This is a genomic window from Comamonas kerstersii, assembly GCF_008801935.1.
GTDB classification, from domain to species: Bacteria; Pseudomonadota; Gammaproteobacteria; order Burkholderiales; family Burkholderiaceae_C; genus Comamonas; species Comamonas kerstersii.
The window spans coordinates 57,854-76,551 of sequence record NZ_VZOT01000002.1 but is presented as its reverse complement, the minus strand read 5'-3'; the positions used below and the strand labels follow the sequence as shown (position 1 = coordinate 76,551).

General features: G+C 60.3%; 21 protein-coding genes. 6 read left to right on the top strand and 15 right to left on the bottom strand.

The window, feature by feature from the left end:
• Positions 1-40: 40 nt before the first annotated feature.
• Positions 41-733, top strand: coding sequence for an urea ABC transporter ATP-binding subunit UrtE (gene urtE / locus F7P80_RS03430; RefSeq protein WP_054067681.1), 693 nt, complete (start codon positions 41-43; stop codon positions 731-733).
• A 78-nt stretch (positions 734-811) separates the two neighbouring features.
• On the opposite strand, the gene F7P80_RS03425 is transcribed toward urtE, so the two are convergent.
• From F7P80_RS03425 to lexA, 8 genes are all read right to left on the bottom strand, one after another.
• The gene (locus F7P80_RS03425) at positions 812-1,123 is read right to left on the bottom strand and encodes a hypothetical protein (RefSeq protein WP_151042820.1); all 312 of its coding nucleotides are present in this window, start codon (positions 1,121-1,123) and stop codon (positions 812-814) included.
• Between the two features lie 127 nt (positions 1,124-1,250).
• Positions 1,251-2,087, bottom strand: coding sequence for an urease accessory protein UreD (locus tag F7P80_RS03420; protein ID WP_151042819.1), 837 nt, complete (start codon positions 2,085-2,087; stop codon positions 1,251-1,253).
• A 147-nt stretch (positions 2,088-2,234) separates the two neighbouring features.
• Positions 2,235-3,011: an ABC transporter permease gene (locus F7P80_RS03415; RefSeq protein WP_054067683.1), complete on the bottom strand. Its 777-nt coding sequence runs from the start codon at positions 3,009-3,011 to the stop codon at positions 2,235-2,237.
• An 18-nt stretch (positions 3,012-3,029) separates the two neighbouring features.
• Positions 3,030-3,857, bottom strand: coding sequence for an ABC transporter ATP-binding protein (locus F7P80_RS03410; protein ID WP_054067684.1), 828 nt, complete (start codon positions 3,855-3,857; stop codon positions 3,030-3,032).
• Positions 3,858-3,917: 60 nt separating this feature from the next.
• A complete protein-coding gene (locus tag F7P80_RS03405) occupies positions 3,918-4,946 on the bottom strand; it encodes an ABC transporter substrate-binding protein (RefSeq protein WP_054067685.1) in 1,029 nt (342 codons plus the stop codon).
• A 559-nt stretch (positions 4,947-5,505) separates the two neighbouring features.
• Positions 5,506-5,670, bottom strand: coding sequence for a hypothetical protein (locus F7P80_RS16710; protein ID WP_162777467.1), 165 nt, complete (start codon positions 5,668-5,670; stop codon positions 5,506-5,508).
• 39 nt (positions 5,671-5,709) lie between these two features.
• On the bottom strand, positions 5,710-5,934 hold the full coding sequence (locus F7P80_RS03400) for a hypothetical protein (protein ID WP_054067686.1): 225 nt from the start codon (positions 5,932-5,934) through the stop codon (positions 5,710-5,712).
• A 103-nt stretch (positions 5,935-6,037) separates the two neighbouring features.
• Positions 6,038-6,709: a transcriptional repressor LexA gene (gene lexA, locus F7P80_RS03395; protein ID WP_151042816.1), complete on the bottom strand. Its 672-nt coding sequence runs from the start codon at positions 6,707-6,709 to the stop codon at positions 6,038-6,040.
• 68 nt (positions 6,710-6,777) lie between these two features.
• On the opposite strand from lexA, the gene F7P80_RS03390 reads away from it, so the two are divergent.
• Complete coding sequence (locus F7P80_RS03390) at positions 6,778-7,755, top strand: asparaginase (RefSeq protein ID WP_151042813.1); 978 nt, start codon at positions 6,778-6,780, stop codon at positions 7,753-7,755.
• A gap of 57 nt (positions 7,756-7,812) precedes the next feature.
• Here the strand turns inward: F7P80_RS03390 and adk are convergent, their stop codons facing one another.
• The 6 genes from adk to F7P80_RS03360 form a co-directional block, all read right to left on the bottom strand.
• Positions 7,813-8,469 carry an adenylate kinase gene (gene adk / locus F7P80_RS03385; RefSeq protein WP_054067689.1) on the bottom strand — a complete coding sequence of 219 codons (657 nt, stop codon included), beginning with the start codon at positions 8,467-8,469 and terminating at the stop codon, positions 7,813-7,815.
• 403 nt (positions 8,470-8,872) lie between these two features.
• The gene (gene kdsB, locus F7P80_RS03380; protein WP_151042810.1) at positions 8,873-9,634 is read right to left on the bottom strand and encodes a 3-deoxy-manno-octulosonate cytidylyltransferase; all 762 of its coding nucleotides are present in this window, start codon (positions 9,632-9,634) and stop codon (positions 8,873-8,875) included.
• Between the two features lie 5 nt (positions 9,635-9,639).
• Positions 9,640-9,822 (bottom strand): Trm112 family protein, encoded by a 183-nt coding sequence (locus tag F7P80_RS03375; RefSeq protein ID WP_054067691.1) that lies wholly within the window; start codon positions 9,820-9,822, stop codon positions 9,640-9,642.
• Positions 9,823-9,843: 21 nt separating this feature from the next.
• Positions 9,844-10,863: a tetraacyldisaccharide 4'-kinase gene (lpxK, locus tag F7P80_RS03370; protein WP_151042807.1), complete on the bottom strand. Its 1,020-nt coding sequence runs from the start codon at positions 10,861-10,863 to the stop codon at positions 9,844-9,846.
• A 7-nt stretch (positions 10,864-10,870) separates the two neighbouring features.
• A complete protein-coding gene (locus F7P80_RS03365) occupies positions 10,871-11,296 on the bottom strand; it encodes an ExbD/TolR family protein (protein WP_054067751.1) in 426 nt (141 codons plus the stop codon).
• A gap of 25 nt (positions 11,297-11,321) precedes the next feature.
• A complete protein-coding gene (locus F7P80_RS03360) occupies positions 11,322-11,954 on the bottom strand; it encodes a MotA/TolQ/ExbB proton channel family protein (RefSeq protein ID WP_054067693.1) in 633 nt (210 codons plus the stop codon).
• A 200-nt stretch (positions 11,955-12,154) separates the two neighbouring features.
• Here F7P80_RS03360 and xseA point away from each other — a divergent pair, with 200 nt between their 5' ends.
• The 4 genes from xseA to F7P80_RS03340 all read left to right on the top strand — a co-directional run bounded on the left by xseA (position 12,155) and on the right by F7P80_RS03340 (position 18,097).
• Positions 12,155-13,474 (top strand): exodeoxyribonuclease VII large subunit, encoded by a 1,320-nt coding sequence (gene xseA, locus F7P80_RS03355; protein WP_054067694.1) that lies wholly within the window; start codon positions 12,155-12,157, stop codon positions 13,472-13,474.
• Between the two features lie 189 nt (positions 13,475-13,663).
• The gene (locus F7P80_RS03350; protein ID WP_054067695.1) at positions 13,664-14,248 is read left to right on the top strand and encodes a superoxide dismutase; all 585 of its coding nucleotides are present in this window, start codon (positions 13,664-13,666) and stop codon (positions 14,246-14,248) included.
• 360 nt (positions 14,249-14,608) lie between these two features.
• Positions 14,609-16,846: an NADP-dependent isocitrate dehydrogenase gene (locus F7P80_RS03345; RefSeq protein ID WP_151042804.1), complete on the top strand. Its 2,238-nt coding sequence runs from the start codon at positions 14,609-14,611 to the stop codon at positions 16,844-16,846.
• Positions 16,847-17,122: 276 nt separating this feature from the next.
• Positions 17,123-18,097: a Bug family tripartite tricarboxylate transporter substrate binding protein gene (locus F7P80_RS03340; protein WP_054067752.1), complete on the top strand. Its 975-nt coding sequence runs from the start codon at positions 17,123-17,125 to the stop codon at positions 18,095-18,097.
• Between the two features lie 66 nt (positions 18,098-18,163).
• Here the strand turns inward: F7P80_RS03340 and F7P80_RS03335 are convergent, their stop codons facing one another.
• Positions 18,164-18,643: a DUF192 domain-containing protein gene (locus tag F7P80_RS03335; protein WP_151042800.1), complete on the bottom strand. Its 480-nt coding sequence runs from the start codon at positions 18,641-18,643 to the stop codon at positions 18,164-18,166.
• Positions 18,644-18,698 lie beyond the last annotated feature (55 nt).

Below are 18,698 nucleotides of genomic sequence, written 5' to 3'. Positions count from 1 at the left end.
GAGCTGCTTGCGCAGACAGGATCTGCGCTGGAGGCGAAAAATGCTCAAAGTTCAAAACCTGCACCAGTACTACGGTGGCTCTCATATCCTGCGCGATGTCAGCCTGCAAGCCGAAGCAGGCAAAGTGACCGTGCTGCTGGGGCGCAATGGCGTGGGCAAGACCACGCTGCTCAAAAGCCTGATGGGGCTGGTGCCCATCAAAAGCGGCAGCATCGAATGGAACGGCAAACCCATCGAAAAGCTCTCGCCCTACGACCGTGCCCGCGCGGGCATCGGCTTTGTGCCCCAGGGGCGCGAGATTTTTGGGCGTCTGACGGTGGAAGAAAACCTGCGCATGGGCCTGGCCTACAAAAGCGGCAGCACGCCCATTCCTGCCGACTTGTACGAGCTGTTCCCCGTGCTCAAGCAGATGCTGCACCGCCGCGGCGGTGACCTGTCTGGTGGTCAGCAACAGCAGCTCGCCATTGCCCGCGCCTTGGCGCCTGCGCCGGGTTTGCTGATTCTGGATGAACCCACTGAAGGTATTCAGCCCAGCATCATCAAGGACATTGGCCGTGTGATCCGCATGCTCGCCAAGGAACGCGGCATGGCCGTGCTGCTGTGCGAGCAGTACTACGACTTTGCCGAAGAGCTGGCCGACGAATACCTGGTCATGGAGCGTGGTGAGGTGATTGCACGTGGGCCGGGCTCGGAGATGCAGGCAAAGCAGATTCAGAAGCTGGTGGCGATTTGAGCACGTCCTTCACTTCAGGATGAACCACAAAAAAACCGCGCTTTCGAGGCGCGGTTTTTTGTTGAGAGGGCAGCGCTTTCAAGCCGCGAGTTTGTTCCGCGCCTCGACCAAGCGCTCCACCACGCCGTGCAGCACTTGTCCTTTCTGGCGGGTTCGCTCATTGGCCATGCCGCTGAAGCCGCGCTTGTTGCCGGTGGCTGAGCGTGTGCGGCCCACCTGGCGGCGGTACATGTCGCGTGCCCGGTCACGCAGATTGCGGGCGCGGGCAATATGGTCGCGCAGCTGGGCATGGCTGTGCTGGGCCAGTCTGGCGCTGTCCTGGCTCAGCGTAAACAGGGCCATTTCATCAGCGGTGAGTAATTCTTTTTCTGCAATACGGGGTGCGGGCATGCGGTCTCCTGGTTGTGGTGAAACACTTGAGCACCCAGTCTAAAAGCAGGGCTGTGCCAGCACTGTCAGCCAATCACCCACAGGTATGCCCATGCCTGCCAGTGCGGGCAGCGGGGATGCGCTGCGGCTACATGTTCCAGATGCGCGGCATGCTGCCTTCCAGCCCCCAGTGCTCCTTGCGCCAGCAAACGCGCACCTGCTGCCACAGCTGCATCAGTGGCTCCACGACAGGCGCCAGGCCGCGCAGTACCAGCATGTGGTCGTTGGGGGCGGTAATTCCGCACCAGCTGCCCTGCGGATGAGCGTCGAGCACTGCTCGCGTGGCGTCCAGCAGGTGTTCACGCTGGGTGCGGGTCAAAGGCGTGCCGCAGGCCAGCACCATGCTGGCCATGCAGCGCTGGCCTGCGAGGCCAAGGGGCCCATCCATCAGGCGTGCATCTTCGGCGCGTAGCGTGCCATGCTCCAGCCAGAGGCCGGGCCACTCCATGTGCTGGGTAAAGCTGCCCTGCACAAAGGGCTCATGGGCGTGGGGCAGGCCAAAGGCGGTGATGTCCCAGGCCATGAGTTCTGCGCCAGGGGCGATGTCCAGATGCAGCAGGTTCTGGGCCTGACACTGGTTATAGGCCAGTGCTTCCAGGGGCAGCCATTCCAGCCGCGCACCGGGCTCCAGCTGCAAGTGGGTGATCTGCTGGGCCACAGCGCCCTGGGCATCGGTTTTGTAAAAGCGAGTGGCCCCCGGCGTAGTGACCAGGGCATGGGCCCCAGTGCCTACGCGGCAGCGAATGTCCAGCGTGTCACCGCTGACCAGCCCTGCGGGCGGGTGGATGAGTACGTTGTGGCAGATGCCATCGCCTTCGGGGTAGAGGCTGCGTAGCACGCGCAATGGGCCGTCATGGCGAAAGTGCAGGCGGGTGCGCGCTGCGGCGAGGGTGTAATCTAGTTCAAGTTGAGCAAGCCATGGCATGGCTGCATACAAGCAAAAACTGCGCCTGATGCACCAATGTTGGGCAATGCTGGACACAAAAAAAGGCCAGCGCATGGCTGGCCCAAGTCGAGGTGCGAGGAGTTTACGCCGCCGAAAACAGGTGTCTGTGCATCGTGGGGCCGTGCATCAGTGATTTTGCGAACCACGGTGGGCCCAGGCTGTGGTGCGTTTTTCCACCCAGCTGAACAGTTCATACATGGCCATGGCCATGGCGCCCACCACCAGCAGCCCCGCAAATGCCAGGCCCATCTGCATGGACGAGCCCGCTGAGATCAGCAGGTAGCCAATGCCTTCATTGGAGGCCGTCATCTCAGACACCGTGGTGCCCACAAAGGCCAGCGTAATCGCCACTTTGAGTGAGGCGTAGAAGTAGGGCATGGAGCGGGGCAGGCCGACTTTGATCAGCACGTCCCAGCGCTTGGCGCCCAGCACGCGCAGCACGTCTTCCAGCTCGGGCTCCAGCGTGGCCAGGCCCGTGGCGATATTGACGGTGATGGGAAAGAAGCTGATCAGAAAGGCCGTCAGAATGGCCGGGCCAATACCAATGCCAAACCACACGACCAGCACCGGCACAAAGGCGGCCTTGGGCAGGGCGTTAAAGGCCGTCATCAGTGGGTAGACGGCGGCATAGGCCAGGCGGGAGCTGCCAATCAGAAATCCCAGCAGCACACCCACCACAATTGCCAGACCAAAGCCAGCCATGGTCACCCAGAAGGTGCGCCAGGCGTGGGTGGCAATGACGCTGTGGTACTCGATGAAGTCTTTGAGAATCAGCGCAGGGCTGGGGAAGATAAAGGGTGAGACATCCAGCGCCGCGCACAGCACCTGCCACAGCAGCACCACGGCCAGCAGCAGAATCCAGGGCGACCAGCGCTCAATTTGTTTGTTGTCGAACTTGTACATATCGCGAATTCCGGCTGCTTATTGGTTGATGACAGCGCCTGCCTTGCGCATGGCACCGATGTGGCCGCGCAGCTCGTGCACGATGTCGGTGAATTCCTTGGTGTAAGTCAGCTCCAGCTCACGGGGGCGGGGCAGATCAATGTCACGGCGCACCACAAAGCGGCCCGGGCTTTTGCTCATCACATAGATGGTGTCTGCCAGAAACACGGATTCGCGCAGATCGTGCGTGACCAGAATGACGTTGAATTGCTGCTCGGCCTGCAGGTCACGGAGGATGCACCACAGCTCTTCGCGCGTGAAAGCATCCAGTGCGCCGAAAGGCTCGTCGAGCAGCAGCATCTTGGGCTCGTGAATCAGCGCCCGGCAGATGCTGGCGCGCTGCTGCATGCCGCCGGAGAGCTGCCAGGGGAATTTGTCTTCATAGCCGCCTAGTCCCACTTTTTGCAGCAGGGCGCGTGCACGGGCTTCGTATTCCTTGCGCTTGGCCTTGAACTGGGAGCGGTGGGGCTCCACGATCTCCAGCGGCAGCAGCACGTTGTCCACCGTGGTGCGCCAGGGCAGCAGCGAGGGCGACTGAAACGCCATGCCTGAAATCTTCAGCGGGCCGGTGACGGGCTGGCCGTCAATCACAATCTTGCCCATGGAGGGCATGCGCAGGCCGGTGGCCAGCTTCATGAACGTAGACTTGCCGCAGCCCGAGGGGCCGACGATGGCGATGAACTCGCCTTGCCTGACCTGCAGGTCAATGGCTTCGACGGCAAAGTGATTCTGGGCCAGCAGCTCATCGTTGTAAGCCAGCCAGACATCACGGAAATCGACGAAATAGGGTTCGGCAGCGCTTTGCATGCGTGTTCTTTGCTCAGGGTCTCCACCTGCACAAGGCACGTGGAGACCGGGGTTAGGGGCTTACTTCTGGGGCAGGATGTCCAGCTCGGCGGCTGCAGGCAGGAAGCTGTCGTTCCACACAACCTTGGGGTCAATGCGGGTCTTGGTGCCATAGGCGTCAGACACTTCAGAGGCCATCAGCGCAAGGCGGCCGGGGTTCAGGCGGCCAAAGCCATCCTGGTGCGCATCGGCGCTGTTGACCACGGTGTCAATGGCCAGTTGCAGGCGGCGGGTTTCCAGGCCCGTGTTCACAATGCCATCGCGTGCTTTGACGTGCTGGATGGCGTCTGCGGGGTTGGCAATGACTTCCCCTGCGCCCTTGGTGAAAGCAGCCAGGAACTGCTTGATCGCCTGTGGGTTTTGTTCAATCAACTTGGGGTGGGCGATGATGACGTTGCCGTAGTGCTTGACGCCGTGGTCGGCATACTGCATGAGCACCACGTCTTCGGCCTTGACGCCACGCGCTTCCAGATTGAGCAGGCTGGTGAAGGTAAAGCCGGTGATGGCATCTACGTCACCGCGCACCAGCATGGTCTCGCGCAGCGGTGGGTCCATGGAAATCCAGGTCACATCACTGACCTGGTTGGCCTTGGCAAAGGTGGGAAAGGCTTTGCGGCCTGCATCAAACACGGGCGCGCCCATTTTTTTGCCGCTCAGATCTGCTGCTGTCTGGATGCCGCTTTTCTTCAGTGCCATGACGGCGGCAGGGGTGTTGTTGTAGACCACCATGACGGCCACGGGCTTGTTGGGTGCATCCGGGTTGTTGGCATGGAACTCCATGAGCGAAGCCATGTCGGCAAAGCCCATGTCGTAGGTGCCAGAGGCCACACGCTGCACGGCTGCGCCCGAACCGCTGCCTGCGTCAATCGATACATCCAGCCCCGCCTGTTTGAAGTAACCCTTGGCCGCAGGTTGCAGGAATAGGGCTGAAGGCCCTTCAAAGCGCCAGTCCAGCAGAAACTTGATGGGCGTGCTTTGGGCATGAGCGAGGCCAAAGCTGCCAGCCAGCGCCAGTGCAGCGGTTGCTTGCAAGAAAGTGCGTTTGTGCATGGAGACTCCCGATGTATGTGGTGGTCAAAACAGCCGCAGCACGGTATGGAGGTGCTGGCGGCAGTGTGGGGTCTCCAGATTCAGCAAAAGCTATGCCTGCTTTTTGTATGCAGTTTTTGTATGTTGCTTGCGCAGCTGGTCTGTACTGGTGCAGTCAGTGTGATGGCATGCACTGTTTTGAAGCGCTGTGGAGGTACAGATACTTGGGAGCGCTGGTATGTGTGCACGTCGCTTACCGTTGTGGATAGCGAATGCTTAAAAATAAATAGCAGCTAGCGCTCGTAAAAACAGGGTTTTAGATAGTTTTGAGCCTGAAATCATTCATACATAGGCGCTGGCTGCTATGTATTCAGGTGTTGGCAGGCTGATTGAAGCAGTTGTGCAACCCCGCTGTGAGGTGGTGTGGATGATCTGCGCCTGATCTCCGTTGTGGTCGTTCCGCCTGCGCCAGTAGCGCTCTCATGGGCGCGCAAGGCTGTTCTGAAGGGGGGAGGTGGGCGCTTGCGTGGCAGGCCGAGACGGCTGTCTCACATCTTTGGCAGCCTGCAGTGCAGGACGGCTAGCGTGCAGGCGGCTGCGGGTGGGGCGACTGTTTTTTGGCCCGCTCCCAGGTCACGCGGACATCGGTCTGTGCCGCGGGGCGGTAGGTGAAGTGGCGGCCCAGCAGTCCACCAGTGCTGGGTTGCACGGGCTGGCGTGGCTTTGGAGTGTCTGGCGTGTTCATGCTGCGAGCTCCTTGTGTCAGGTACACACAGTACCTGCGCTACAGACAGACATTACGCTGCTCCTGCTCTGCCAGTTGTTCCAAAGCAGCGCAGACGTCTGACAGCCGACCGCTCATGACAAAGCGGGTGCGATCCGGGTCGTGGGCACGGCGCAGCAGGCGCACGTTGTGGGGCAGCGCCTGAGGCAAGAAGTGCGCCTCATTGCTGGCCATGGTGGCCGTGGTGATGCGAGACATAGGCAGCTGGCAGAAAGTCATGGACATGGTGGTCTCCTGAGAAGCAGAGGACAGGCTAGAGCAGGCAAAAACTCTCCCTGCGGCGCGTGTGCGCAGCATGGCAAAACGGGAACAAGGAGCGGGTGGCGGTTTAGAGCTGGAGGCTGTTGCGGATCAGACCAACGGCCAGACCTTCAATCGCAAAGCTTTCTTCCTGGCGGACGTGGATGACGGGGTAGTCCGGGTTCTCTGGGTGCAGCTCAATGCCTTGGGGCGTTTTCTGCAGGCGCTTGACGGTGACCTCATCGCCCAGACGGGCGACAACGATCTGGCCGTTGCGTGCTTCGTGCGTGGTTTTGATGGCCAGCAAGTCGCCGTCCAGGATGCCTGCATCGCGCATGGACATGCCACGCACGCGCAGCAGGTAGTCAGGCTTGGTGGGGAACATGCTGCTTTCCACCGCAAAGCTCTGGTCAATATGTTCTTGCGCCAAAATGGGTGAGCCAGCAGCTACGCGGCCTACCAGAGGCAGCAGCATGGGCTGCATCTCAGGCATAGGCAGGTCAAAGTGGGTGCCACGTGCGGCATTGATGCGGCGCACGGTGTCGCTGACCAGGCGAATGCCACGCGAGGTACCACTGACCAGCTCCAGCACGCCCTTGCGTGCCAGGGCCTTGAGGTGTTCTTCTGCGGCGTTGGCCGATTTAAAACCGAGGGTGCGTGCGATTTCTGCACGGGTGGGTGGTGCGCCCGTGCGTGCAATGGCGTCCTGGATGAGGTCCAAAATTTGCTGTTGCCGGGGGGTGAGTGTGGTGTGCTCCATGCCTGTCCTTCAGAAAGGATAACTGTGTGTTTATCCAGTACCTGTATTTTTAACCAGTTCCATAAGGGATGCAAGTGTTAGCAACAAGAAAAATCGTGGTCCTGGGGACCGGGGGGACGATTGCAGGCCAGGGCGCAGCCATGGGCGGCAGCGTGGGCTACAAGGCGGGGCAAATTGGTGTTGCTGAGCTGCTACAGCCCATTGCACAGCTGGCCTTGCAGGGGCACTTTGCGCTGGAGGTAGAGCAGGTCGCACAGCTCGACAGCAAAGACATGGATGTGCAGACCTGGCAGCAGCTGGCGCAGGCCTGCCAGAAGTGGCTGGCACAGGAGGATGTGGCAGGCATCGTCATTACCCATGGCACAGACACGCTGGAAGAAACCGCGTGGTTTCTGCAGCTGGCACTGCAGCCAGCCAAGCCTGTGGTGCTGACCTGCGCCATGCGCCCGGCCACCGCGCTTTCTGCCGATGGCCCTGCGAATTTGCGGGATGCGCTGATCTGTGCCTCCAGCAGTGTGGCAGGGGTATGGATGACCGCCGTGGGAGAAATTTACAGTGCGCAGTGGGTGCGCAAGGTGCATCCTTATCGTGTCAACGCATTCGCCTCGGGTGCGCAAGGGCCTGCAGGCTGGGTGGAAGAAGGGCGTGTGCGCTGGGCTTCTGAGCTGCAGCCACAGGCATGCACTGTGAAGCAGGCTCTACCGGCTGCAGTCTGGGATAGGCCTGCTGCCCAGTGGCCGTGGGTGGAAATCGTTACCAGCACTGCGCTGGCGCGGCCAGAAGCTGTGGATGCACTGGTGGCTGCAGGGGTTCAGGGCCTGGTGGTGGCAGGTACGGGCAATGGTTCTATCCACCAGCGCCTGCTGGAGGCATTGCAGCGCGCCGTGGCGCAGGGCGTGCCAGTGTGGCGCTGCACGCGCTGTGAGCAAGGTGTGATTGTGCTGGCCGATGGTGAGCGAGATGCCAATGTGGTGGCACTCAGCCCCGTCAAGGCGCGCATCAGCCTGATGCTGGCGTTGCTGCAGCAAGCGCCACACAGCCTGTAGACAGGCATGAAAAAAGCTGCCCGAGGGCAGCTTTGCAAATGCGTGTCACGCAGAGGATCAGGCGTCCAGTGCAGCAAAGACGCGAGCGGTGATTTCATCCACACTGCCCATGCCGCTGATGGAGCGGTACTTGGGAGCCTTGGCAGGCTCTTCCTTGGCCCAGTTCTGGTAGTAGTCCACCAGAGGGCGGGTCTGGCTGCTGTACACGTCCAGACGCTTCTTGACGGTTTCTTCCTTGTCGTCGTCGCGCTGCACCAGAGGCTCGCCAGTCACGTCGTCCTTGCCTTCCACCTGGGGTGGGTTGAACTTGACGTGGTAGGTACGGCCCGAAGCGGGGTGCGAGCGGCGACCGCTCATGCGCTCGATGATGGCTTCAAAAGGCACGTCGATTTCCAGCACGTAGTCCAGATCCACGCCAGCAGCCTTCATGGCATCAGCTTGGGGGATGGTGCGGGGGAAGCCGTCGAACAGGAAACCGTTGGCGCAGTCAGCCTGCGCAATGCGTTCCTTGACCAGGTTGATGATCAGGTCGTCGCTCACGAGCTGACCAGCTTCCATCACGGCCTTGGCTTGCAGGCCCAGAGGAGTGCCAGCCTTGACGGCAGCACGCAGCATGTCACCGGTAGAGATCTGGGGGATGCCGAACTTCTTGCAGATGAAGGCGGCTTGCGTGCCCTTGCCGGCGCCGGGTGCGCCCAACAAAATCAGTTTCATGGAGATCCTCGATATGTAGAAATTCTTGGCGGAGCGGGGCTTTTTCAGATGAAAAAAGCAGGCGGCAGCCGCGCGTTATCCGCTCAAGGATAGCACGCACGGCCTTGTCAGGGGCTTACAGCGCGGCCAATTTGCACGGGCAGGCTGTTTTCGTGCGGCCATCGCAGGCGCTTGACAACTATGCATTGGGGTGCTTGCTGTGATGCGTATCGGGTATAGGTCAGGGTTTTCTCATCCGCCGATGAAAAGCCATGACAGCGGCAAGCAACTATCAAAAAAGAGAGCGGCTTGCGCTAGTCTTTACACGGTTTGCAAAACAAATGTTTTGCAAACATAGAAGCAGCAAGCGGTAACTGCTCCTATTTTAATTGAATATTTCAGAAATTACTGAAATATGAAAGCCTTAGCCATGCTGGAAGTGGGCACGTACGCGTTCCAGATCTTCGGGTGTGTCCACGCCAGCGCCCGGGGCCTGCTGCGTGATATGCACGGCAATCTGGTGGCCATGCCATAGTGCGCGCAGCTGCTCCAGCGACTCTGTCTGCTCCGTGGGCGCAGGCGTGAGCTGTGGAAACTGGCGCAAAAACCCTGCCTTGTATGCGTATATGCCGATGTGGCGCAGCGGGGTAAAGCTGCTGTCTGCACTCCACCACTGCTCGCTGGCGCGGTCGCGGTGAAAGGGAATGGGGGCACGGCTGAAATAGCTGGCCAGGCCCGCAGCGTTGCAGACCACTTTGACCACGTTGGGGTTCAGGTATTCATCCCGGCTGGCGATGGGGTGGGCGGCTGTGCCCATGCTGGCCTGCGGTGCCTGTGCCAGCACCTGGGCCACGGCATCGATCAGCGCGGGGTCGATCAATGGCTCGTCACCTTGCACATTGACCACCATATCTTCACCGCGGAGGCCCAGTTTTTCGCAGGCTTCAGCCAGACGGTCGCTGCCGCTGGGGTGGTCAGCGCGCGTGAGCACGGCTTCCACACCATGGGCGGCGCAGGCCTGCACGATGGCATCGCTGTCGGCAGCGACAACCACGCGGGCTGCCGCGCTCTGGCGCGCCTGCATGGCTACGCGCACGACCATGGGCAGCCCGGCAATATCTGCCAGCGGCTTGTTAGGCAGGCGGCTGGAGGCCAGGCGTGCCGGAATCAATACGGTGAACGCCATGGCGCTTAGCCTTCCAGCTCGCTGTCTTCCAGAGGACGGGCCTCGTTTTCGAGCAGGATGGGCATGCCGTCACGCACGGGATAGGCCAGACGTGCGCTCTGGGAGATCAGCTCCTGGCGTTCTTTGTCAAAGCGCAGTGGGCCTTTGGTGACGGGGCAGACCAAGAGTTCAAGCAGTTTGGGATCCATGGCGGTGTCGTAGTTGTGTTCTTAATGGGTGGATGATAGGCACAGCAGACGATCCAGCAGATCGAAATACCCGGATTCCACCTGCACCTGCAGGGGGACGGCCCAGGCATTGGGCAGATGCTGCCAGATTTTGGCGGCATCTTTTTCTGTGCAAATCACGGCAAGACGCTCGTCAGTCGGGCGCTGCCAGCTTTCAAAATTGTAGTGGTCAGGCAAAGCTTCGGTGCTGTGCAGTGACAAGCCAGCGGCCTGCAGCATGTGGAAGAAATCCTCAGGCCGGGCAATGCCTGCTACGGCATGCAGCGGCTGGCTGCGCAGCGCATCCAGCGGCATGCGCTCGCCGAGTTGATTGATGGCATAGGAGGCAAGCTGGCGCTGCAGCCCAAAGCTGGGGGTGCTGGCAGGCGTGTGTGCGGGCAGTGCGCCGGTGTGCAGCACGGCAGATACCTTGCGCGGCCACGGTTCACGCAAAGGGCCTGCGGGCAGCAGCCAGCCATTGCCAATGCCTTCGTTGTTAAAGACGCAGACTTCCACATCGCGCTGCAGGGCCAGGTGCTGCAGTCCATCGTCACAGACCAGTGCCTGTGTGGCTGGATAGGCCTGTAGCAGGGCGCGTGCAGCCTCGATGCGGCGCTGCGCCACAAACACGGGAACGCCGCTGCTACGCGCCATCAGCAGGGGTTCATCGCCCACAGCTTCTGGTGAGGACTCGGGCGTGGCCTGCTGGCACTGTGTGCTCTTGCGGCCATAGCCGCGCGAGATGATGCCCACCTGCACTCCCCGGGCGCGCAGATGCTCCACGGTGGCAAGCGTAACGGGCGTTTTGCCTGCGCCACCGGCAATCACATTGCCAATCACGATGGTGGGCACACCCGGGTGTTCAGCGGACTTGATGCCCCAGGCGTACAGCTTGCGCTGCAGCCCGGACAGCGCTGCGTACAGACCGGCCAGTGGCAGCAAAGCCCAGGCAGCAGGGCCGCGGCTGCGCCAGATGCGGCGCAGCCGTTCAGAGCTGGTGCTGTGGTGTGCAGGGGAGGACATGCCGGGCTTACTGGCCGCTGCCTGCTGTGGACTGGGTCGCGAAAGTGATTTGCGTCAGCCCTGCGCGGCGCGCGGCTTCCATGGCAGAGACCACGGACTGGTGTGGTGCCGATGCATCTGCGCTGATGATGACGATGCTCTCAGCGCCCGCAGGTGCGGCGCCCACCAGCGCGCTGGCAATAGCTTCCACGGAGCGGTCTTCCAGCGCGGTTTTGTCCACGGCGTAGCGGCCATCGGCGGCGATGGAGATGATGACCTCCCGGGGGCGGTCACGCATTTGCGTGGTATCGGCCGTAGGCAGGGTCAGCTCCAGCTCCGTGAACTTGCTGTAGGTGGTGGTGAGCATCAGAAAGATGAGGATCACCAGCAGCACGTCGATGAAGGGGATCAGATTGATCTCTGGCGCTTCCGAGCGGCGAGGGCGGAAATTCATGGCCATGGTGTGCCTTGCCTTTGCTTTACTTGCTGCGCAGGCGGTTGAGGTGGCGCACAAACTGCTCGCTGGCCAGCTCCAGCTGCAGCAGGTAGGCATCCACACGGGCGCGGAAGTACTTCCAGAAGATCAGTGCGGGAATGGCCACGATCAGACCAAATGCCGTGTTGTACAGCGCGATGGAAATACCGTGGGCCAGCTGTGCAGGGTTGCCCGTGCCGACCGCACCACCGCCAGCCTGTGAGCCAAAGATTTCAATCATGCCGATCACTGTGCCCAGCAGGCCCAGCAAGGGGGCGGCCGAGGCGATGGTGGCCAGCGCGCCCAGGTATTTTTCCAGGCGGTGCGCCACGGCGCGACCTGCGCCTTCCATGCGCGCACGCAGGTCTTCTTCCGAGCTGTGAGGGTGGGCGCTGAGCTGCTGCATGCCACTGGCCAGTACTTCACCCAGTGCGCTGTTTTGTGCCAGCTGCTGAATCACTTCGTTAGAGGGCAGGCGGTCCTTGGAGACGGTAATAGCCTCATCCAACAACTGGGGCGGCGCCACGCGCGCCGTCTTCAATGACATGAAGCGCTCAAAAATCAAGGCTAGAGCGAGGATGGAACATGCAATAAGGGGCCAGATGGGCCAGCCAGCGGCCTGTATGATCGACAGCAACTTTTTCTCCCGTGCTTGTGTTGTTGTGAGCGTGCAAGCTTTGCATTATCGCGCAGCCCCTGCACCCCTTTGGAGATTGCAGCGCTGGCGTCTTTGCGTCTTTTGCGAGCGTCAAAGCTTAAGCGCTGGCTGCCGTGCTGTGTTGTTGTTTTCTGCCTTGTCTGCGCGATGTGGACTATTTGGGAATTGGTTGGCCTCTCATGTCTTTCTTTGATCACACTGCTGCGGTGACGGCTGGCTCCCGCGTCTGGGAGGTGGGGGCGCTGTGCCGCGCCATTGCTGACAGTCTGGAGGCCCGCTTTAACCCGGTCTCTGTGCGTGGTGAGATCACTGGCTTTTCGCGCGCAGGCAGTGGCCACTGCTACTTCAATATCAAGGATGCCGCCGGTCAGCTGCGCTGCGCCATGTTTCGCCGCGCTGCCATGGCGCTGGACTTCATGCCCCGCGATGGTGAGCTGGTGGAGGTGCGTGGCAAGCTGGGCGTGTACGAGCAGCGCGGTGACCTGCAGCTCATCGTCGACAGCCTGCAGCGTGCAGGGCAGGGCGCGTGGTTTGAGCAGTTTCTGCGCCTCAAAGCCCAACTGGAAGCTGAAGGGCTGTTTGATGCGCAGCGCAAGCGTGCCCTGCCCGTCATGCCCAAAGGCATTGGTGTGGTGACTTCGCTGGGCGCAGCAGCCCTGCATGACGTGGCAACCGCCTTGCGCCGACGCGTGCCGCATATTCCGGTGCTGATTGTGCCCTCGCTGGTGCAGGGCGCAGAGGCTCCCGCTTCCATCGTGCAGGCGCTGCAGCAGCTGTATGCACTGGCACAGCGCAAGGGCGAGCCCGGTGTGCCTGACATCGATGTGATCTTGCTGGTGCGCGGTGGTGGCTCCATGGAAGACCTGTGGGCCTTTAACGATGAACAGGTGGCGCGCACCATTGTGCAAAGCCCGGTGCCGCTGATCAGCGGGGTGGGGCACGAGACCGACTTCACCATTGCCGATTTTTGCGCTGACTTGCGCGCGCCTACGCCGACGGCGGCGGCAGAGCTGGTGGCGCAGCCACGCCAGGCATGGCTCGATGGGCTGGATCTGCTGCAAGAGCGCATGCAGTCTGCCTTGCTGCGTCAGCTGGACCGGCACGCACAGCGCCTCGATGTGGCTGCGCAGCGCCTGGGCAGGCCCAGCCAGAAACTGGCGCAGCAGCGCCTGCAGCTGTCACAGCTGGGGCAGCGTACACGCCATGGCTTACTCATGAAAGTGCAGCAGCAGGGGCAGACATACCAAGCGCTGGAGGGAGATTTGAAGCAAAAAACCATGCGCCGCCTGGAGCGCAGCCGTGAATGGCTGCAGCAGCTGAGCGTGCGCATGGAGCTGCTCAATCCGCAGCGTGTGCTCGAGCGTGGCTACAGCGTGCTCACGACGCAGGAAGGGAAAGTGGTGGCCAGCGTAGACCAGGCCCCTGTGGGCACGCCATTGAAAGCCATGGTGGCGGATGGTAGTCTGGACGTGACCGTGACCCAGCCCAAGCTGCTGTAAGCCTTGCCGTGCGTGCAAAGCGCTTGGAGAAAGTACGCCTTTTAGGCTGCAATGCGCTTGGCTTGTTCCTACAATGGAATATGAGCCATGCATTGCGCCAGGTCAAAACACGTGTTGAGCCTGTTTGCCGAAAGCGCCCATGTATGGCGGTCACTTTTCAAGAATTTCAACCACCACGAGGATTCAAAAATGGAACATACCCTGCCACAGCTGCCTTACGCCATCGACGCTCTGGAGCCCCACTACAGCAAAGAAACTTTTGAATACCACCATGGTAAGCACCACAACACCTATGTGGTGAACCTGAACAACCTGATCAAGGGTACAGAGTTTGAAAACCTGTCTCTGGAAGAAATCGTTCTGAAGTCCTCCGGCGGTATCTACAACAACGCTGCCCAGCACTGGAACCACAGCTTCTTCTGGAAGTGCCTGACTCCCAACGGCGGCGGCGCTCCTGCTGGCGCGCTGGCTGACGCCATCAATGCCAAGTTCGGCAGCTTCGATAACTTCAAGGCTGAGTTTGCCAAGTCTGCTGCTGGCAACTTCGGCTCCGGCTGGACATGGCTGGTCAAGAACGCCGACGGTTCCGTGGAAATCGTGAACACCGGCGCTGCGGGCAACCCGCTGGTTGACGGCAAGAAGCCTCTGATCACTGTGGACGTGTGGGAACACGCTTACTACATTGACTACCGCAATGCCCGTCCCAAGTTCCTGGAAGCCTTCCTGAACAACCTGGTGAACTGGAAGTTCGCGGAAGAAAACTTCGCAGCCTGAGCATCTGCCTGACAGATCGCTGTCAACGCCGATCATGAGGTCGGCCCAAGCCCACTGGTGAAAGCCCGTGGGCTTTTCTTTTGCGTCACTGGTAGATTGGGTCTGGCAAGCATGAAAACATGCTGGCGTCAATCTAAGTCTTATAGAAGAGTTTTTGATCAACTCTTGTACAAGACTTGATAAAAAGTGTGGATCAAGGGTTAGAATTTTGCATAGTGGGAGTCCGCTTCAAGCATGCGAAATTTCTGACCTTGCATTTCATGCCAATCAGGAGCCAAGCACCACAGCGGGTGACCCTGTCGGGAGCAGGCCTTGGTGCCTATCCACATCCCTGCAATCCATCGAGCCAAAAGCAAGAAGATGACAACTCAGCAATCCACCATCATCTACACCCTGACGGATGAAGCTCCCCGTCTGGCCACCAGTGCATTCTTGCCCGTTGTGCAAGCTTTTGCTTCCACCGCTGGCGTGAATGTCGAAACCAGCGACATCTCGGTCGCTGCGCGCATTCTGGGTGAATTCCCAGACTATCTGACGGAAGAGCAGCGCGTGCCCAACTCGCTGTCCGAACTGGGCAAGAAGACGCTGGAGCCTGATGCCAACATCATCAAGCTGCCCAACATCTCGGCGTCCGTGGCCCAGCTGACTGCTGCCATCAAGGAGTTGCAGGCCAAGGGCTACAACGTGCCCGACTATCCTGACCAGCCCACCAACGAGCAGGAAAAGGAAATCAAGGCTCGCTACTCCAAGTGCCTGGGCTCGGCTGTGAACCCCGTGCTGCGCGAAGGTAACTCTGACCGCCGCGCGCCTGCCGCGGTGAAGAACTATGCCCGCAAGCATCCCCACTCCATGGGCGAGTGGAAGCCATGGTCGCAGACCCACGTGTCCCACATGCACGAAGGGGACTTCTATCACGGCGAAAAGTCGCTGACGCTGGACAAGGCGCGCAACGTGAAGATGGTGCTGGAGACCAAGTCTGGCAAGACCATCGTGCTCAAGGAGAAGGTGGCGCTGCTGGATGGCGAGATCATCGACTCCATGTTCATGAGCAAGAAGGCGCTGTGCGACTTCTACGAAAAGGAACTGGAAGACTGCAAGGAAGCTGGCATCCTGTTCTCACTGCACGTGAAGGCCACCATGATGAAGGTTTCGCACCCCATCGTGTTCGGTCACTGCGTGAAGATCTACTACAAGGAAGCTTTCGAGAAGCACGGCAAGCTGTTTGACGAGCTGGGCATCAACGTCAACAACGGCATGGCTACGCTCTACGAAAAGATCGAGACCCTGCCTGCTTCCAAGCGCGAAGAAATCATCCGCGACCTGCACGCCTGCCAGGAACACCGTCCTGCGCTGGCCATGGTGGACTCTGCCAAGGGCATCACCAACTTCCACTCGCCCAACGACGTGATTGTGGACGCTTCCATGCCTGCCATGATTCGCGCTGGCGGCAAGATGTGGGGCGCTGACGGCAAGCAGTACGACTGCAAGGCCGTGATGCCTGAGTCGACCTTTGCCCGTATTTATCAGGAGATGATCAACTTCTGCAAGTGGCACGGCAATTTCGACCCCAAGACCATGGGCACCGTGCCTAACGTGGGCCTGATGGCACAAAAGGCTGAGGAATACGGCTCGCACGACAAGACTTTCGAAATCTCCGAAGACGGCGTGGCCAACATCGTGGACATCGAAACCGGTGAGGTGCTGCTGTCCCAGAACGTGGAAGCTGGCGACATCTGGCGCATGTGCCAGGTCAAGGACGCAGCCATCCGTGACTGGGTGAAGCTGGCCGTGACCCGTGCCCGCAACTCCGGCATGCCTGCTGTGTTCTGGCTGGATCCCTATCGTCCCCACGAAGCCGAGCTGATCAAGAAGGTGGAAAAGTACCTGAAGGATCACGACACCACCGGTCTGGACATCCAGATCATGAGCCAGGTGCGCGCCATGCGCTACACCCTGGAGCGCGTGGTGCGCGGTCTGGACACCATCTCCGTGACCGGCAACATCCTGCGCGACTACCTGACCGACCTGTTCCCCATCATGGAACTGGGTACATCGGCCAAGATGCTGTCCATCGTGCCTCTGATGGCTGGCGGCGGCATGTACGAAACCGGTGCAGGCGGCTCTGCGCCCAAGCACGTGCAGCAGCTGGTGGAAGAAAACTTCCTGCGCTGGGACTCGCTGGGTGAATTCCTGGCGCTGGCCGTGTCGCTGGAAGACCTGGGCATCAAGGAAAACAATGCCCGCGCCAAGTTGCTGGCCAAAACCTTGGACCAGGCTACCGGCCGTCTGCTGGACGAAAACAAGTCGCCTTCGCGCAAGGTGGGTCAGATCGACAACCGTGGCTCGCAGTTCTACCTGACCCTGTTCTGGGCACAGGCGCTGGCCGAGCAGACCGAAGACGCGGAACTGGCTGCCAAGTTCACCTCCATTGCCAAGTACCTGGCAGAGAACGAAGCCAAGATCGTGCAGGAGCTGCTGGCTGTGCAGGGCAAGCCAGCCGACATCGGTGGCTACTACCTGCCTGAGCTGTCCAAGCTGGACGCTGTGATGCGCCCCAGCACCACCTTCAACAGCGTGGTGGAGTCGCTGAAGGCCTGATCGTTTGATCACCTGAAGCTGCATGATCTGTAGCCAGACCCGGCTGCAGATCATGAAAAACAAGAGCTGCTTGCGCAGATATTTACTGGTTTTCAGAGCGAAAAGTATCTGAAAACCTTGTAAATCAAGCGCAAGCAGCTCTCTTTTTTGTGTTTTGCCTTGGTGGCTGTGCTGTGGTGGGTTTTCCCTTAAGGGTTTTTTGGGGAGGGTTTTGTGCCTGTCTGCTCCTAGACTGAATGTCGTTCAATGACGAAATGGGAGACAAAGATAATGACAATGCGTCGCAGAACCTGCCTGCAGGCAGGGCTTGCCGCCATGGCCGGAACACTGGCAGGCATGCCCGCACTGGCATGGGCAGATGACAGCTTTCCCCGCCGTGCGATCAAGCTGGTGGTGGCATTTCCCGCAGGTGGCCCCACAGACATCACCATGCGCCAGCTGGCGGAAAACGCTTCCAAAATTCTGGGTCAGCCCATCATTGTGGAAAACCGCCCCGGCGCTTCGGGCTCTTTGCCCGCGTCGCAGTTGCAGTCCACCCCGGCAGACGGCTACACCATTGCCCAGCTGCCCATGAGCGTGATGCGCCTGCCTTTCACCACGGGGCTGAAGTGGAACCCGGTGGAAGACCTGAGCTACATCCTCAACGTCACCGGCTACGCGTTTTGCATGGTGGCCAGCACCCAGTCGGGCTTGAAGTCCTGGGATGATGTGGTGGCCTGGGCCAAGGCCAATCCGGGCAAGCTCACTATCGGTAATACCGGCACCTACACCTCACCCCATGTGACCAGCGCCATCATCGCCCAGCAGCTGGGGCTGGATGTGGTGCATGTGCCTTACAAGGGTTCGGCCGAGCTGATGCGCGCGACCATGGCGGGGGAAGTGATGGTTGCCGCCGATACCAGCGCCGTGATTCCCTATGTGGACGAAGGGCGCATGGTGGCGCTGAACGTCTGGACCGAAAAGCGCCTGCCCACCTTGCCCAATACCCCCACGCTGATGGAGCTGGGCCTGCCTACGACCCAGTATTCGCCGTTTGGCCTGGTCGGCCCCAAGGGCATGTCTGCCAGCGTGCAGGCCAAGCTGCATGACGCCTTCAAGCAGGCCATGGAAATGGAAAGCTACCAGACCATGCTCAAGCGCTTTGAAATGCTGCCTATCTATATGAACAGCGCGGACTACAAGGCCTTTGCCAGCGAGTCCACAGCGCTGGAGCGTGAGGCGCTCAAGCAGCTCAATGCCTCCAGCGTCTGAGGCTGCGCATCAAAAGTGATGCAACAACCAGGCCTTGCACTGCAAGGCCTTTTTTCTTGGCAGGATTTACGGCTGCTGAAAGGGCGCGCCAGTGATCTTGCTGCCGGGCTGGATGTGCTTGGACTGGAACCAGCCCTGGTTCATTTCCAGCACATAGCGCACGGGCTCAGTCGAGCAGTGCGAGCGCTCGTCCAGCGGCTGCATGTCGGCCAGGTTCACGATGCGGCCATCATCGGCAAGAAAGGCTGCAGTCAGCGGAATCAGTGTGTCCTTCATCCAGAAACACTGCACACCGGGCTGCTCAAACACAAACAGCATGCCCTCGTGCTGGGGCATGGACTTGCGGTGCATCAGCCCGATCTGGCGTTCATGAAAACGGGCGGCCACTTGCGCATCAATGCGGTACATGCCTGCACGCAGCTCTGTGCGGGGCAGGTTCAACTGGGGCTCTGGAGCAGATGCCTGCGCATGGGCCAGCCCCAGGCCAGCCAGCCATGCAGACAGCGCCAGACGCACAGAGCAACGATGGAAAAAAGCAGTATTCATGCGGTGAGCGTGCAAAAGGAATGCGGTGTAATGACCTGTATTGTGCTTGCAAAGC